The organism is Agrobacterium sp. NPDC058088, from assembly GCF_042885035.1.
Lineage (GTDB): Bacteria > Pseudomonadota > Alphaproteobacteria > Rhizobiales > Rhizobiaceae > Agrobacterium.
Map to the genome: position 1 here is coordinate 821,108 of NZ_JBHVSU010000001.1, position 12,176 is coordinate 833,283.

The following is a 12,176-nucleotide window of genomic DNA, read 5'->3' on the forward strand; positions in this document are numbered from 1 at the left end:
CGGCCTATGGTAACTGCCGATTACATTTTCGGACATATGTCACCACCGAATGCGCGCGAAGAACGGGCGCTTGTAGCGAGTGGTTCTGACAGCGAAGTAAGACACCCGCAAACCTTGACGGATCTGCGCTTCAACGTGTTCGTTTATACCGCCGGCCCAAGTGTCTCCGGGAGAAATCTTGCTCGGAACAGAGCTTTCAGGGGTGGCAAATGTCGTGGTGTCTAAAACTGCCATTCGGGTGAGTCCTACTCGAAGCAATGAGTGGATCAATGTTGGATAGACCCAAACCTCCAGCCCTGTAATCGTCGTTGGAGCGTCACCTATACTGGTCGCTGTGGCCGTTATGACGTGTTGTTTGAAGTCAGGCGCGGAATATTGATGGTTCGAAGTGACCTTAATTTTTACTCCGCTTTCGAACCAGCGTCGGACCTCAAGGAAAAGAGCTCCCGTTGCTACGATCGCCGCGTAAAATGCGGCGATATCTGATGCTGTAAACTTCATTTTCTTCCCCGATTGGCAGCGATAAGGGTCATTATCGCTACTGGATTGTAACCGTCTTCAGTAGCCATTCGGGATAGACGATCTTGTTCATAGTACCGAGCATGGCGCTCGTGTCACCCATCAAAGATCCTGTGAAGGGCGGCGCCACTCTAGACCCATCAGCGTAATACGTCAGACTGTCGGCAAGCTCGCGCAATAGATGGATCGGGTTTTGTCCTCCCTCCGCACCCCAGACGAACTGGCAGCCAATTGCATGGATATCCTGATAGCTGACTTGGAACAGACCCTTGTCACCGTCAGCAAGTACCAGCTTGTCATACCCTGGCTGCACAACGCGTCCGATCACCAGCAGCGAGCGCAATGAGGCGATCACCGAAACCTCGGGAGGGTACTGGACTATATCAAGCCAGACTTCCTTTCCTTTCATCGAGACGTGGAACTTGATTCCGTCGATAGCCGGCGACGTGTCGAGAAACCTCTGCAAGCCGGATACCGGTATCTGGTCAATGGTGTGCTCTGGTCCGGTTCCTTGCCAATACTTTTCACCGCATGAGTTATCAGCGGCCATGGCAGGCGCGACACTGAGAAACCCAGCTAAGACAGTTTGAACGAGTGTTTTCATGAAAGCCCCCAACGTATGCGCGTAGATGAGCCGGTCGTGGATTGTGTGTCAACTATCGCTAAAGGACGCATCGTCTTTTAGGCTGCCACCTGAGCTTTTGCGGCGCTCATATATCGCTGCGCCTGGCTGTAGGTAATCCCGCTCTTGTCTTCCACCCATCGCCGGAAGTGTCCATGAGGCAAGGAAGCTTTGACGTGGAGCAGCTGCCGCCCATAGGCTGCCTTCTCGGCCTCTGACAGCCTCTCCCATGCGCGTGGGGGCTTTGCCGCAGGTTCAGTCGTCGGCCTGCTGGGCGCACAAGCACCGGGCGCTGTGAGGCGATTGTGAGCATCCCAGATTAGGCGCTGCTGATCAGCACTGAGTTTCTTGAAATCCTGAACTGTCAATCCGATGCCAAATGCTGCCAATGCGATGGCTCGGTTCTTCCTGTCGGCAATGCGCAATGCTCTCCGCATCTGGAAAGCGTTCATGTGCCGCATGGTGCCGATGCCTTCGACTTCGATCTCAGTAATCATGGGAAACTCCAGGCAAAAAGAAAGGCCGTCACCTCGGGAGGCCGGCCAATCCTTTGCGCCAGTTCATCCGTGGTCGCTGGCTGATGTATAACAGGTGTTGATGGGTCGAGGCAATATCATCAGATTTTGTTTTGAATTGCTTTACATATGCTTTATCGGCCGCCACCGGAAAGAAGCGCCATCATGTCGCGATGCTGGCGCCCGATCTCGGCAATCTCCTTGCGGACCGCGGTCATTTCGCAGGTGAAACGACCATGCTTGAACGCACCGTTCTTGCTACCTTTTGGCGCCCCGGCCCGCGCGCCGTGAAACCGGCAAACTATCTTCCCGCGTTCCGCCGGCGCCTGGCATCTGCACTTGGTCCGCTTCGACATAGCCGAGCACCGCGGCGCGAGTTGGTAAGGATAAATCTTGCTGTTCATGGGATTGTACCCCCTTTTGATTTCTGCCCCGCCCCCCGTGGGTGACATTGCCTACGATGGCCTGGCCTCCGCTGTGAACGTGAACGTGCTCGACAACCACCTTCTGATTACCGCCATTGCGATGCTTGCGAAGGGCTTCCATCTGGGTCGTGAAGGTTCGCATGAGCTTGTTGACGACACGCTCCTGAATGTCGAGTTGGTCGATCGTGTCACATGTCAGCATAGACCTCGTATGCCTCATGCTGGTGAAATGAACAGTAACCATCTGGACAGCCAGCATCGCTTCCAAGGGATCGCGCGGCGCAATGCCCGCTACCATTGCAACAGCGGCGTTCAGCTGATCAGCATCGATCCTGTCGCCTTTCGAAACTGCGTTCACCAGTTGCCGAATGAGGCCATTGAACATTCGCTGATCGGTGACACCGAAAGCCTGCATCACTACCGCGCCGGCCACCTCCTGCGATGGATGGTCGAAGCAGATGATTTTTAACGCGCCGCCGTCAGTGTACTTTGGCAGTTCGTCGGGAGAGGACAGGAGTGCGTCAACAGCCGCCTGCTCGCGAGGAGTAATCTCGTGCTCCGGTTTGGGATTGGCCTCGATCTGCTCCATTGTCTCACCGGCCGACAGGCGAATAATCCGGTCGATCTTCTCCTGCCTCTCGCGCTTCAGTTGCTCTTGAGAATTCCCGTTATCGTTAGTCATCCGACCGGTTCTCCTTCAGTCTTCTCCGCAGATCAGGGCCAGCGATCATCATGCCGTCGTCGTCACGCTTGGGGTTGATGACCCTGCCGATGCGATCCGGCCATGTCTTGAGGTTCCGAATGTGGATGCCACCTGCTGTCACCACTGTTTGCTGGCAAAAGCCTCCGACGTAGTGACCTATCCACGCTGGATTGAGGACCGCCTGCACCTGCATGCGCCTCTGCCCTTGCATCAATGCCAGGCCGTCGCGTTCAGCATGCTGTGGATCGAAAGGAAACCCGTCAGCGACAGGGTGCCGAAAATCCTTGACGTCTCTCGGGATGAAAGCTTTCCCGTGTTCGCTGTCGTACACGTCAACGATGGTCGCAACGGGCCGATTGGACGTTTCCGACCAGCCCATGAGAATCATACTGGTAGCGCCCCAATCGCGCATCTGAGGTTGCTCAGCGCTGCGAATGACAGTTTCTCGCACCTGGCCTGCGAACGCTTCTCTCAGGTCGTCAAAGCCTGAGAAGCGCTTTTCTCCGAGGTGCACATACAGCATGACGTTGGACCAGCCCACACCGACGAAGCCCACCACCGCGTTGTACTGAGGTAGGGTGAACACCTTGCTGCCGACGCCCATCACATGGCCGCCAGTGCTTTCGTCATAGGTCGCACCGTCCGTGTAGAGGTAGCCGGCGCTATCCGTGATTAAGCAGTTCAGCGCGCTCAACGTTTGCTGCCCTTCTTCTCGACTGGCTTGCATGCCGTGCCACCAAACAGTGCGGCTCCGGCCAGACCTATAAGACTGAAAATAGCCATGTCTTTCTCCTTTAGGCGGCTTGTCGCTCGCCGTTTTGATAGAGGTTCTGCTGGTTCTTGTTGTTCTGCTTCACGACGGCTGTCGACACTTGCACTGCCTCGCCTCTGGCCACGTCTTTGACGTAAGCCTCAAGGTTGCCATTCTGGTCGACAGAGACGCCGACCGTGACATGGACGTTCTGGGTTCCAGCTTGCCCGGTTCCCTGCGCGGTGCTGCCCGAGAATGGTGTCACGTAGCCGCCGGACTGGTAGCCCTTCTTGGCTCCTTTGTGCATGCGGTCGAGATTGCCGACACCGAGACGCTTTGTTGCTGCTGCGCTAAAAACGTATTCGCCAGCGTGAACGATACCGGCAGCCTTGGAAGCTGCACCATCGCCGGTGTATCCGCCGCTTTCGAACAAGCCCGCGCCTGGCATAGTCGGGAAGAAGCTCTTGCCGCCGCCAAACAGGCCACTGAACAGGCTCGACAGGAAGCCGCCGCCACCGCCGCCAGATCCTGCGCCACCGACCTTGAACAGAGCATCGAGAACATCGTTCAGCAACTTGTCGGTAATCCGGTCAAGGACAGACAGCGCGGCATTCCCGAAGGACTCCCAGAATGTCTCACCGTTGCGCAGACCATTTCGAAGCTCGTTCAGAAAACCGGCCGTCGTTTGCTTTGCGAAGGCCACCGCTTCTTGCGCGCGCTTCGTCGCCTCACTGACTTTGTTCTGTTCCACGACCTGATTTGCGTAAGCATCGGCTATGCTGTTGATGTCGGCAATGAGTTGAGGGGTGATTGCGCGCTTGTCCCGCTCGGCTGCCAAGAGCAGATCAGTTGCCACCTTCACTCTCGCCTGCGAGTAGCCAAAATCTTCGACAAGTGGGTTCAATGCCGCCTGTGCTTGGGTCTGAGCCTGCAAGGCCCGTGTCTGTTCCTTGACCGACAGCGTGGCAGATTCGTAAGCCTTCTGCTTGGATGCGCTGCTCGTCTTGCTGGCGCCGGGGAGACCTTCAAGCTCGATCAGTGGCCGACTGGAAGGCGTTGGCGCATCACGAGGGGTGAAGTCCTCGCCAGAATAGAATTTACCGTTCTCCGAGAAGAGCGGCGATAGGCTGCCAAGCTGTGGACCGTTCTTTCCCACCAACAGCGCTTGAAGAGCGGCTTGCGTGTAGGTTTCCGCCTGTCTGGTTGCGCCGGCCATGGTCTGTGTGAGGTCCGCAAACGCGGCCTGGAATGAAACCAGCGCCGGCACACCGGTTTGCGATATCGCTGATGCGAGCGCGTCTTGAACCTGCTTTACGGCGCTCAGGTTCTGTTCGCCTTTCGACACAGAAACGGAGACGTCCTCCCACGCGGCGTGGAAAGCTTGAACAGTCGTGCTTTCGGTACCAGCCTGGTTCATGAGGCTGATAGTGTTGCTCAGTTCCACATTGAGATTGGCAACCTGTTGGCGGGCCAACTCCCATTGTTTGTCGGCCACGGATCGAGTGGATGTCAAAAGCTCCTCATTACTTTTGGAAGCCTTGAGTGCTGCGACATAAGACTGAAGAGCTGGAACGGCTTTACCCCATTCTTCAGCCACTCGCTCGATCATATCGGCATGGTCTTTCAATGTCTTATCAGTCTCGACCCCGCTGCTCATCCACTCGCTAAAGTAAGAAACAGCCGCGCTGCCAATGAGGACAAAGGCGGTCGTTGCCAGGCCGAGAGGGCTTATAAGACCGCTGATCGTCTGCTTCATTGCTGCGAAAACGCCATTCAATTGCCCACCGTTCTGGGTGACCTGCGGCAACTGCTGAGCAAGCAGCATGAAAGGAGCCTGTCCAGAGATGAGCATCGTGATGATGTCCTGCATCTGGTACGACAGGTTCTGCACCTGCGCGCGCGCCGCACCGGATGCTTGACCCAGCGCCTTCACACCAGATGCACCAACAGAGCCGGCACGCTGCGCAGCGAGAGAGGCTGCTGCGAGAGCCTTCCCAGCAGCGGTAGAGGCGCGCTCCACTCCTCCCATTGCCGCTGCCATCGCTTTGATCTCAGCCGAGGAAAATTTGTTCGAGGTATTAGACAGGCCAGACGCTGCCCGCTCCGCAACCTTGGCAGCGTTCGAGAACTGCACGAATTCGTTCTTCGCTGATTTGAGGTCCCTGGTGTCAACCGAAATCCCAAGCGCTGCAATGTCAGTCATGGGCTTGCTCCTCCTCGCTACGGGTCACTTGAATGCCGGCTGCTTCGATGAGCTTGGCGTGCTGCTCGACCGATACGACGGTGCTGCCGCGACCGGTATCTGTGGCGGGGCACGCCTGGAAATACAAAGCCCTGCAGAAATCCTCTGTATCGAGGACAGTCGCGGGATCAGCCTTGATCATCATCCGGTGCAGTTGATTTGTTTCAGCCAACACCCGAACGAGTACGAGCGAATATTGCTTATGCTCATCGGCCACCCAACCATCACCCTCGAAAGGAATGGGCTGGCGCAGGAAGAAGCGGCGATCCGGCTCTTTACGAAGCATTACGAGTTCGCGCCGCTCCGCCTCCCGCTGCGCCTTTCTGATGCGCCATGCATGCTGTGGATCGGAAACGCCGTATTCCGCGGGATCGATGCCAAGGGCTGATTTAGTCATTGAATTCTCTCCCGGGAAAGACGGTTATCGTTAGCGATGGCGCCGGAGGCGAAAGACGAAAACTCCTCCGGCGCCATCATTCTCAGCTATCGACCCGATAGCCTTGAACTCCAAAGCCGACCTGATGCTGGCCTTCAGCCGCGGCGAGACGATCGACAATGTCGTGGTGTGTCTGAGGGGCCAGCGCCTTGATGCGCTCGCTGGTGAACTTGCCCATGGTTGGCATTTCAACTCCGTTCGACTGAGAAATCGACCAAGCCTCATCTGTCAGAGTGGCTGATCGACGTCTGAGCTCGTCCCAAGCGTCGAGCGCTGAAACGAAGGCCTCCCAGGCCGACACGACGCGATCCACTGCCTTTGCTGCGTCTGCGGCGAGTTTTCGGTGCTGGTCCACCTTGTCACGGGTGAGAGTTTCGCCCTCCCGCTTTTTCGCGAGGGGTAAGTCAGCCTCAAGGGCTTGCCGTTCGACGCGTAGGCGGCGGGACTGTCGCTCCGCATCGAGATGAGCATTTTCCAGAGCATCGATGTCACCACCGCTACGCATTACGTCACGCAGCTCGGCGTCGAGATCACGACGGGAATGCTCTTCCTGCTTCGCGCTGATCTCGACAATTCGTGCCTCAATATCAGCTACGCTGAGGTGCTTCACCGGCGCCGTCATATCAATCACCTTCCGGGGCTTTGTAGCCGGCGGCCGACGGCAGCTTAAAGCCAGTGCCAGGTTTACGGGTATTGGTCAGGGTGCCGTTCGCGTTCAGCCGTTTGTCGATCGCTTCATCGACCGCCTTGGATACGATGTCAGCGATGACATCCGTCAGTTGGTTGAGAACGGGCTCGCTAATTTCGGATTTCGCCATTGCTGCAGTTCCTTCTAGTGATCGACGCGCACATGATCCTGCGCCGCCTGGTTTCGTTCTGTGATTGCGAGAATTCCGGCCACCGCGCCGCCGACCGCAGAGCCCACAGTTTCCGGTATGGTTTTGGTGTGGCTCATGAGTTTCTGCTGGTTTTCAGTCAGCCGGCCGACCAGATCGAACAATTGCTTGACCTGGTACTCCAAGGCCCTGATATCTTTGCGGATGGCGCGGCTCTTTTTGCTCATGCGGCGCTCTGGACGTTATGCGGGATATCACCCGGCTCGAAGACACCAGAGAACCGGCTACCAGAGGCACAGAGCTTTTCAGCAGCAGCAGTCAGCACGAATTCATTGACGGAGACGCCCGCGCGGCTGGCAGCGGCGAACAGGGCTGTTCTGAAGCCCGAAGTGACCCGGCCGCCGTTCAACATAACGTTGACGATCGGGTCTTTCTGCTTTCGCTGTTTGGTGACGATGGACATAACCGTAACCTCCTGATCTCGACTTCAGGAAGCATAAAAACATATCCTGGGGGCTATGCAGACTGGAAACGTACGGTAGTGTGTGCCGGTAAATTCAACTTAGGGGGTTTGTATGATTACATCAGGAGAGAAAATCGTCAGGCTGTCGGAAACGCAACCTGGAGAGCTTGTACGCATATCTATTCGTGAAAAATTGCTTTACGCGATCGTGCTTGGACAAGAGGGAAGACGCACCATTCTTGCTTCGCTCGAAGCGCTTCCGGAACGCACAATTCATCCATTCCATTTTACACCAGCCAGCGAGAGGCGGGTGATCTCCTACGGCTCTGATTGGTTTGCCGAAATTTTACCGGGACCGGAATTCGCGGTTGGTTCCTCCGCTTTCAGATGGGCGTCAGGCGCGCTACGACTGGAGGGTGGAGAATGGATTCTAGCGATCCATCCAGGCCCAGATGATCACGAACACACCGAAGTATACTATAATTTGTCTTCCAATCAGATGACAGCCATGCCAGATCAAGAAGACACGGCCCCGGTGGGTCGTTGGCGCGTCTGGAGAAGCCACTCAGCGTATATGGACCCTCGGGCGGAGGCCCTGCTTACCGTCGAAGCCGTTGACATGCCCTAAGTGTTGTTAAGCCCAAGGTGATCAAATATCCGCCTAACGCGGGGGTGGTCTCTCTGGCCATCCCTGAACCTCTCCAGCGCGATGAAGTCGCCGTGTCTTACCATTTCTAGCGCTGGAGCGGATATATCGAGGGGAGCCCCCGGACACGGCTGTACCCCTATCGCAAACTCTTTGCACCAGGCTCGGATAGTTTTCTCACTGCGGCCGGTAATATGAACGGCAGTCTTTAAGTTGATGATCTCGTCCTTTCGCATCAAGATGGGCGGAAGGCCCAAGCCCTCGCATCGGTCGAGATCCGTATGGGTGAAAAGCTCGCCGCTCAAAACGCATCCCCGATGATGTTCTCTTGAGCCCACGCCACATATCGATCGAGGAAGGGGCCTGCATCTTCACCGGTGCACTTACGATAGGCTTCGCGCGTCGGTCGGTCATAGATGGCCCATAGGAGCGCCTCAGCGTTCACAGGGAGCCGATATCCTTCCTCAGGATTGATATCGGGAATGCCGTTTATCGTGACTGGTTCGGCTGTCATGCTGCGCCGCCTTCACGCGCGCGCGCAGCGTCGTACTCAGGTCTTTCATGGGCTCCGCCCAAACCCGCAAGGAACTTCGTCCCTTGACCCAAAGCACTGGCTTCGCCAGCGCCGTCACCATGCGGAGGCGCTTTAAGTTGCTGCTTCGTCGCGAAAGAAATCACCGTTTCAGAATGGCTTTTTTGCTTATGAAAGGTGGGCTTCTCACAATAAGCAAAACCGACCTTGATTGCGCGTATGAGATCGTCTGCGGCCTTGTCAGCCCGATCGACACCAATAAATGGCTCCAGCCTCTTGCGTGTTTGCGAACGAATGCTGTTGAGCTTGCCGGATCGCTTTGCGGTTTCAATGTTGACGATCGATCTTGCGACAGCGATCGTGGCACCGTGAGAGCGATGAAAAGGAAACGGCAATACCTCTGCAGGCGGATACCAGTCGAGGAGAGATAGTTGCTCACACATCTCGGCGTTCTCCTTTATCAGAAGGATCAACGTATGGGGTATGCGTTGATCCTGAATAATGCCCAGGTTCTATAGCGATACGTTGATCGTCATTTCGGGGTATACGTTGATCCTTATCCAGCACGTCGGGGATCGACAGATAGAGAACCCGCCGACGCTTCCGATAGGCAACATCGGAGGTCGTCTCGGCTATGAGAAAACCCATCTTCTTTAGCCTGCAGACGTCGCGTTTGATGGATGGAATAGACCGTCCTGTTCTGCTGGATAAAGATGCATCCGACAGAGAGCACCGGCCATCTCTTCTCGATGTGTGAGAAGCAATCATCATCATTGCCCTTTTCGAAAGCTTCAGAGCACCGAGAGCCAGACCAGCACGATCGCGCCAGTACTCTACAAGCTCATCAGCGGCCTTAGGGCTGTTCGGCCAGCGGAGAGGCCGCGCGTCAACGATAGGAAATTTTCGCGCGGTTTTGGTGAAGAGGAATTTGCTCTTCGCCTCGTCTTGCTCGATTAGGTGTTGGGCATGAACCGTCAACCGTGCGCCCTCCGCCAAACCTTGTATTTGTTCGACAGGGCGGCCGCCTCACATGCTTCCAGTGCCGAGAGGCCAAAGCGCTCGCGCAGATTAGGAACGATAGGCGTAGGGGCCGGGTTTTGTTCGGCCAGCCATTGCGCTGCCTGGATAACTGTTTCGCTGTGCTGGTGATCGGCGCCTGTCATGCCGCCTCCATGAAGAAGTCTATTAGCTTCTGGCGGGCGATGACCCATCGACCATGAACTTTCTTAGCGGGAAGCTGGCCTTTGTCGAGCATATCAAACGTGGCGCGAGTGGACCGACCGATGACTTTTGCAATCTCCTCAGCGCCCCAAATCAGGTCCAGAGCGTCAGGCTTCAATTTCTCCATTTGTAAATCCCGTCAACTACTCGTATTAGCACCGTGCTAAACGTACTTATATCTAGCACCGTGGTAATATTGACGCAACAGTCGATTTAGCACAGTGCTATATGAAATTAACTGGAATGAAGTGAAATGGCGAAAGCGGGACGTGGTTCGGAACAGGTTATGATCAGGCTGCCCGACGGGATGAGGGATCGAATTCGTGACTCTGCCGAGAAAAATAATCGAAGCATGAACGCGGAGATCGTAGCTGTTCTTGAAGAGGCGTTTCCGTCAGAGCCTTACGATTTCTCTGCGGAATTAAGCTTTATGGATGAGATCGATGAGATCGCCGCAAAGCTTGAGCGCCTCAAACTTGGGGCTGCCAGGCAGGAACTAGAACGTCTTGATAAACACATCCAGAAAGCAGACGACCTTCTCACGAAACCAGATGCGGAAAAGTAATGTCAGTTCGCAAACGAGAATGGACAACCCCTAGGGGTGAAGCAAAAAGCGCCTGGGTAGTCGACTATTTCGACACTGCCGGTAGGCGCCGACTAAAGACTTTCAAGCTCAAGAAGGAGGCCGACAAGTTCGCCGCTACGGCTTCCGTAGAGGTCAGGGAGGGAGTTCACGTAGCCGACAGCGCTAGTGTGACCGTCGAGAAGGCCGGCTCTCTGTGGATCGCCTCGGGCGAAAGCGCCGGGCTTGAGCGCTCATCCATGGATCAGCGCAAAAGCCACCTGAAGCACCACATCAATCCTTTGATCGGCCAGACACTGCTATCGCGGCTTACTGTGCCGGCCGTGAGGGACTTTGAAGATACGATGAGACAGAACGGCCGATCGCCGGCGATGGTCAAAAAAGTTCTGACCTCGCTCGGCTCGATCCTGTCTGATGCAAACGAGCGTGGGCTGGCAACGCGCAATCCAGTGCGTGACATCCGGTCCAGCCGCAAGGGTCGCGATCGGCGCCAGGAGAAGCGCCAGAAGGGTAAACTCGTTATTGGGGTGGATATACCCAGCAGAAACGAGATCAAGGCGCTGGTGGCTGCGCTGGATGGCAACTGGAGGCCATTGCTTGTCACGGCCATCTTCACCGGCATGCGGTCGTCGGAAATTCGGGGCCTTCGCTGGCGTGACGTGAATTTCAAGAAGGCCGAGATCCACGTCAATCAGCGCGCCGACCAGTTCAAGGAAATAGGCCCGACGAAGTCAGAGGCCGGCGTCAGAACGATCCCGGTTCCTCCTGTCGTCATCGCAGCGCTGAAAGAACACAAGCTTCGGCAGCCGCCTGGTTTCGATCTCGTCTTTGCCAATCCAGACGGAGAACCGCGGTCACACGCGAACATCGTCAACAAGGGCCTGAAGCCGGCGATGATTCGAGCTGGCGTGACCGTAGGCGAGGCGGATGACATCGGGGCGAAATACACCGGCCTTCACGCGCTGCGCCACTTCTATGCCTCCTGGCTTATCAACCGAAAGGAAGACGGGGGCTTAGGTCTGCCGGTCAAAATGGTGCAGGAGCGCATGGGGCATTCCTCTGTCGTGATGACGATGGACACCTACGGACACCTGTTCCCGCGGCTGGATGATGGGACAGAACTAGCACAAGCCGCGAACATTTTGCTCGATTGACTGCAACATGGTTGCGACAAGCAGGGAGATTACGATGGTAAATCAAGAGCGGGTGAAAGCCTGCAAATCCTTGTACCCCGGTTCAATTCCGGGCGAGGCCTCCAAAATTCTCTCACCATCGGCATTACATTCGATCTGCGATCCGTAGATAATGCGGATGCGCGCCGTTTTGGCCGGGATGCAGGAGGAGAGCGTGGATCAGGATCAGCGGGAAAGTGCGGGCAACGACCGGAAGCGAAGGCTCTGGCCATGGCTGCTTTTGGGTGTCGTTACTGTCTTGGCAATCTATGCCTATACGACGACGGTCCAGATGATCGAGGACCTGACGCAGCTTTGGAGTGATCTCGTTCAGCTTTTCTGGTGGATCATGCCGGATGTTCCCGCCTCCTGACGAGGTATTTCATGCCTGTCGCGAGAAATTTGCATCACCCGCCTGTGCTTTTTGGGATCGCAGTCAATGAGCGCGCTTGAAAGCGCAGCTTCTGGCAATTATGAGATTGTTTTAACGGTCGGCTGCATCTTCCGACT

Annotated in this window: 20 protein-coding genes; 4 read left to right on the forward strand and 16 right to left on the reverse strand. The window is 56.0% G+C overall.

Annotation, left to right across the window (positions count from 1 at the left end):
* Window positions 1–39: 39 nt before the first annotated feature.
* From ACFVTJ_RS04120 to ACFVTJ_RS04170, 11 genes are all read right to left on the reverse strand, one after another.
* The gene (locus tag ACFVTJ_RS04120) at window positions 40–501 is read right to left on the reverse strand and encodes a hypothetical protein (RefSeq protein WP_386904840.1); all 462 of its coding nucleotides are present in this window, start codon (window positions 499–501) and stop codon (window positions 40–42) included.
* Window positions 502–538: 37 nt separating this feature from the next.
* Window positions 539–1,123, reverse strand: coding sequence for a hypothetical protein (locus ACFVTJ_RS04125; protein WP_386904842.1), 585 nt, complete (start codon window positions 1,121–1,123; stop codon window positions 539–541).
* Window positions 1,124–1,200: 77 nt separating this feature from the next.
* Window positions 1,201–1,638, reverse strand: a complete 438-nt coding sequence (locus tag ACFVTJ_RS04130; protein ID WP_386904844.1) for a hypothetical protein — start codon at window positions 1,636–1,638, stop codon at window positions 1,201–1,203.
* Between the two features lie 276 nt (window positions 1,639–1,914).
* Window positions 1,915–2,763 carry a hypothetical protein gene (locus ACFVTJ_RS04135; protein WP_386904846.1) on the reverse strand — a complete coding sequence of 283 codons (849 nt, stop codon included), beginning with the start codon at window positions 2,761–2,763 and terminating at the stop codon, window positions 1,915–1,917.
* Entirely contained in the window at window positions 2,756–3,478 is a 723-nt protein-coding gene (locus tag ACFVTJ_RS04140) for a hypothetical protein (RefSeq protein WP_386904848.1), read from the reverse strand. Before ACFVTJ_RS04140 ends, ACFVTJ_RS04135 begins: the two co-directional genes overlap by 8 nt.
* A gap of 100 nt (window positions 3,479–3,578) precedes the next feature.
* The gene (locus tag ACFVTJ_RS04145; protein ID WP_386904850.1) at window positions 3,579–5,738 is read right to left on the reverse strand and encodes a phage tail length tape measure family protein; all 2,160 of its coding nucleotides are present in this window, start codon (window positions 5,736–5,738) and stop codon (window positions 3,579–3,581) included.
* Complete coding sequence (locus tag ACFVTJ_RS04150) at window positions 5,731–6,174, reverse strand: hypothetical protein (RefSeq protein ID WP_386904852.1); 444 nt, start codon at window positions 6,172–6,174, stop codon at window positions 5,731–5,733. The genes ACFVTJ_RS04145 and ACFVTJ_RS04150 overlap by 8 nt, the downstream gene beginning before the upstream one ends.
* A gap of 82 nt (window positions 6,175–6,256) precedes the next feature.
* Entirely contained in the window at window positions 6,257–6,835 is a 579-nt protein-coding gene (locus ACFVTJ_RS04155) for a hypothetical protein (protein ID WP_386904854.1), read from the reverse strand.
* A 1-nt stretch (window position 6,836) separates the two neighbouring features.
* The gene (locus ACFVTJ_RS04160) at window positions 6,837–7,031 is read right to left on the reverse strand and encodes a hypothetical protein (RefSeq protein ID WP_386904856.1); all 195 of its coding nucleotides are present in this window, start codon (window positions 7,029–7,031) and stop codon (window positions 6,837–6,839) included.
* A gap of 14 nt (window positions 7,032–7,045) precedes the next feature.
* Window positions 7,046–7,276, reverse strand: a complete 231-nt coding sequence (locus ACFVTJ_RS04165; protein WP_386904858.1) for a hypothetical protein — start codon at window positions 7,274–7,276, stop codon at window positions 7,046–7,048.
* Window positions 7,273–7,512 carry a hypothetical protein gene (locus ACFVTJ_RS04170; RefSeq protein WP_149916433.1) on the reverse strand — a complete coding sequence of 80 codons (240 nt, stop codon included), beginning with the start codon at window positions 7,510–7,512 and terminating at the stop codon, window positions 7,273–7,275. The genes ACFVTJ_RS04165 and ACFVTJ_RS04170 overlap by 4 nt, the downstream gene beginning before the upstream one ends.
* Before the next feature lie 112 nt (window positions 7,513–7,624).
* On the opposite strand from ACFVTJ_RS04170, the gene ACFVTJ_RS04175 reads away from it, so the two are divergent.
* The gene (locus ACFVTJ_RS04175; RefSeq protein ID WP_386904860.1) at window positions 7,625–8,140 is read left to right on the forward strand and encodes a hypothetical protein; all 516 of its coding nucleotides are present in this window, start codon (window positions 7,625–7,627) and stop codon (window positions 8,138–8,140) included.
* A gap of 319 nt (window positions 8,141–8,459) precedes the next feature.
* Here ACFVTJ_RS04175 and ACFVTJ_RS04180 read toward each other — a convergent pair whose 3' ends face one another.
* The 5 genes from ACFVTJ_RS04180 to ACFVTJ_RS04200 are packed head-to-tail and all read right to left on the reverse strand — an operon-like array spanning window position 8,460 to window position 10,038.
* Window positions 8,460–8,672: a hypothetical protein gene (locus ACFVTJ_RS04180; RefSeq protein WP_386904862.1), complete on the reverse strand. Its 213-nt coding sequence runs from the start codon at window positions 8,670–8,672 to the stop codon at window positions 8,460–8,462.
* Entirely contained in the window at window positions 8,669–9,133 is a 465-nt protein-coding gene (locus ACFVTJ_RS04185) for a hypothetical protein (RefSeq protein ID WP_386904863.1), read from the reverse strand. The genes ACFVTJ_RS04180 and ACFVTJ_RS04185 overlap by 4 nt, the downstream gene beginning before the upstream one ends.
* Entirely contained in the window at window positions 9,126–9,668 is a 543-nt protein-coding gene (locus ACFVTJ_RS04190) for a hypothetical protein (protein ID WP_386904865.1), read from the reverse strand. Before ACFVTJ_RS04190 ends, ACFVTJ_RS04185 begins: the two co-directional genes overlap by 8 nt.
* Window positions 9,665–9,853, reverse strand: a complete 189-nt coding sequence (locus ACFVTJ_RS04195) for a hypothetical protein (RefSeq protein ID WP_174069629.1) — start codon at window positions 9,851–9,853, stop codon at window positions 9,665–9,667. The genes ACFVTJ_RS04190 and ACFVTJ_RS04195 overlap by 4 nt, the downstream gene beginning before the upstream one ends.
* Complete coding sequence (locus ACFVTJ_RS04200; RefSeq protein ID WP_386904867.1) at window positions 9,850–10,038, reverse strand: DNA-binding protein; 189 nt, start codon at window positions 10,036–10,038, stop codon at window positions 9,850–9,852. The genes ACFVTJ_RS04195 and ACFVTJ_RS04200 overlap by 4 nt, the downstream gene beginning before the upstream one ends.
* A gap of 126 nt (window positions 10,039–10,164) precedes the next feature.
* On the opposite strand from ACFVTJ_RS04200, the gene ACFVTJ_RS04205 reads away from it, so the two are divergent.
* From ACFVTJ_RS04205 to ACFVTJ_RS04215, 3 genes are all read left to right on the forward strand, one after another.
* Complete coding sequence (locus ACFVTJ_RS04205) at window positions 10,165–10,476, forward strand: Arc family DNA-binding protein (protein WP_386904869.1); 312 nt, start codon at window positions 10,165–10,167, stop codon at window positions 10,474–10,476.
* Window positions 10,476–11,648, forward strand: coding sequence for a tyrosine-type recombinase/integrase (locus ACFVTJ_RS04210; protein ID WP_386904871.1), 1,173 nt, complete (start codon window positions 10,476–10,478; stop codon window positions 11,646–11,648). Before ACFVTJ_RS04205 ends, ACFVTJ_RS04210 begins: the two co-directional genes overlap by 1 nt.
* 148 nt (window positions 11,649–11,796) lie before the next feature.
* Complete coding sequence (locus tag ACFVTJ_RS04215; protein WP_386905277.1) at window positions 11,797–12,039, forward strand: hypothetical protein; 243 nt, start codon at window positions 11,797–11,799, stop codon at window positions 12,037–12,039.
* The last annotated feature ends 137 nt before the right edge of the window (window positions 12,040–12,176 follow it).

What these genes read in the sequence shown, in the direction of transcription:
- ACFVTJ_RS04145 (WP_386904850.1), bottom strand. Translation starts at nt 5,738, where the DNA reads ATGACTGACATTGCAGCGCTTGGGATTTCGGTTGACACCAGGGACCTC.
- ACFVTJ_RS04150 (WP_386904852.1), bottom strand. Translation starts at nt 6,174, where the DNA reads ATGACTAAATCAGCCCTTGGCATCGATCCCGCGGAATACGGCGTTTCC.
- ACFVTJ_RS04205 (WP_386904869.1), top strand. Translation starts at nt 10,165, where the DNA reads ATGGCGAAAGCGGGACGTGGTTCGGAACAGGTTATGATCAGGCTGCCC.
- ACFVTJ_RS04160 (WP_386904856.1), bottom strand. Translation starts at nt 7,031, where the DNA reads ATGGCGAAATCCGAAATTAGCGAGCCCGTTCTCAACCAACTGACGGAT.
- ACFVTJ_RS04195 (WP_174069629.1), bottom strand. Translation starts at nt 9,853, where the DNA reads ATGACAGGCGCCGATCACCAGCACAGCGAAACAGTTATCCAGGCAGCG.
- ACFVTJ_RS04165 (WP_386904858.1), bottom strand. Translation starts at nt 7,276, where the DNA reads ATGAGCAAAAAGAGCCGCGCCATCCGCAAAGATATCAGGGCCTTGGAG.
- ACFVTJ_RS04130 (WP_386904844.1), bottom strand. Translation starts at nt 1,638, where the DNA reads ATGATTACTGAGATCGAAGTCGAAGGCATCGGCACCATGCGGCACATG.
- ACFVTJ_RS04200 (WP_386904867.1), bottom strand. Translation starts at nt 10,038, where the DNA reads ATGGAGAAATTGAAGCCTGACGCTCTGGACCTGATTTGGGGCGCTGAG.
- ACFVTJ_RS04210 (WP_386904871.1), top strand. Translation starts at nt 10,476, where the DNA reads ATGTCAGTTCGCAAACGAGAATGGACAACCCCTAGGGGTGAAGCAAAA.
- ACFVTJ_RS04185 (WP_386904863.1), bottom strand. Translation starts at nt 9,133, where the DNA reads ATGTGTGAGCAACTATCTCTCCTCGACTGGTATCCGCCTGCAGAGGTA.
- ACFVTJ_RS04180 (WP_386904862.1), bottom strand. Translation starts at nt 8,672, where the DNA reads ATGACAGCCGAACCAGTCACGATAAACGGCATTCCCGATATCAATCCT.
- ACFVTJ_RS04120 (WP_386904840.1), bottom strand. Translation starts at nt 501, where the DNA reads ATGAAGTTTACAGCATCAGATATCGCCGCATTTTACGCGGCGATCGTA.
- ACFVTJ_RS04175 (WP_386904860.1), top strand. Translation starts at nt 7,625, where the DNA reads ATGATTACATCAGGAGAGAAAATCGTCAGGCTGTCGGAAACGCAACCT.
- ACFVTJ_RS04125 (WP_386904842.1), bottom strand. Translation starts at nt 1,123, where the DNA reads ATGAAAACACTCGTTCAAACTGTCTTAGCTGGGTTTCTCAGTGTCGCG.
- ACFVTJ_RS04155 (WP_386904854.1), bottom strand. Translation starts at nt 6,835, where the DNA reads ATGACGGCGCCGGTGAAGCACCTCAGCGTAGCTGATATTGAGGCACGA.
- ACFVTJ_RS04170 (WP_149916433.1), bottom strand. Translation starts at nt 7,512, where the DNA reads ATGTCCATCGTCACCAAACAGCGAAAGCAGAAAGACCCGATCGTCAAC.
- ACFVTJ_RS04135 (WP_386904846.1), bottom strand. Translation starts at nt 2,763, where the DNA reads ATGACTAACGATAACGGGAATTCTCAAGAGCAACTGAAGCGCGAGAGG.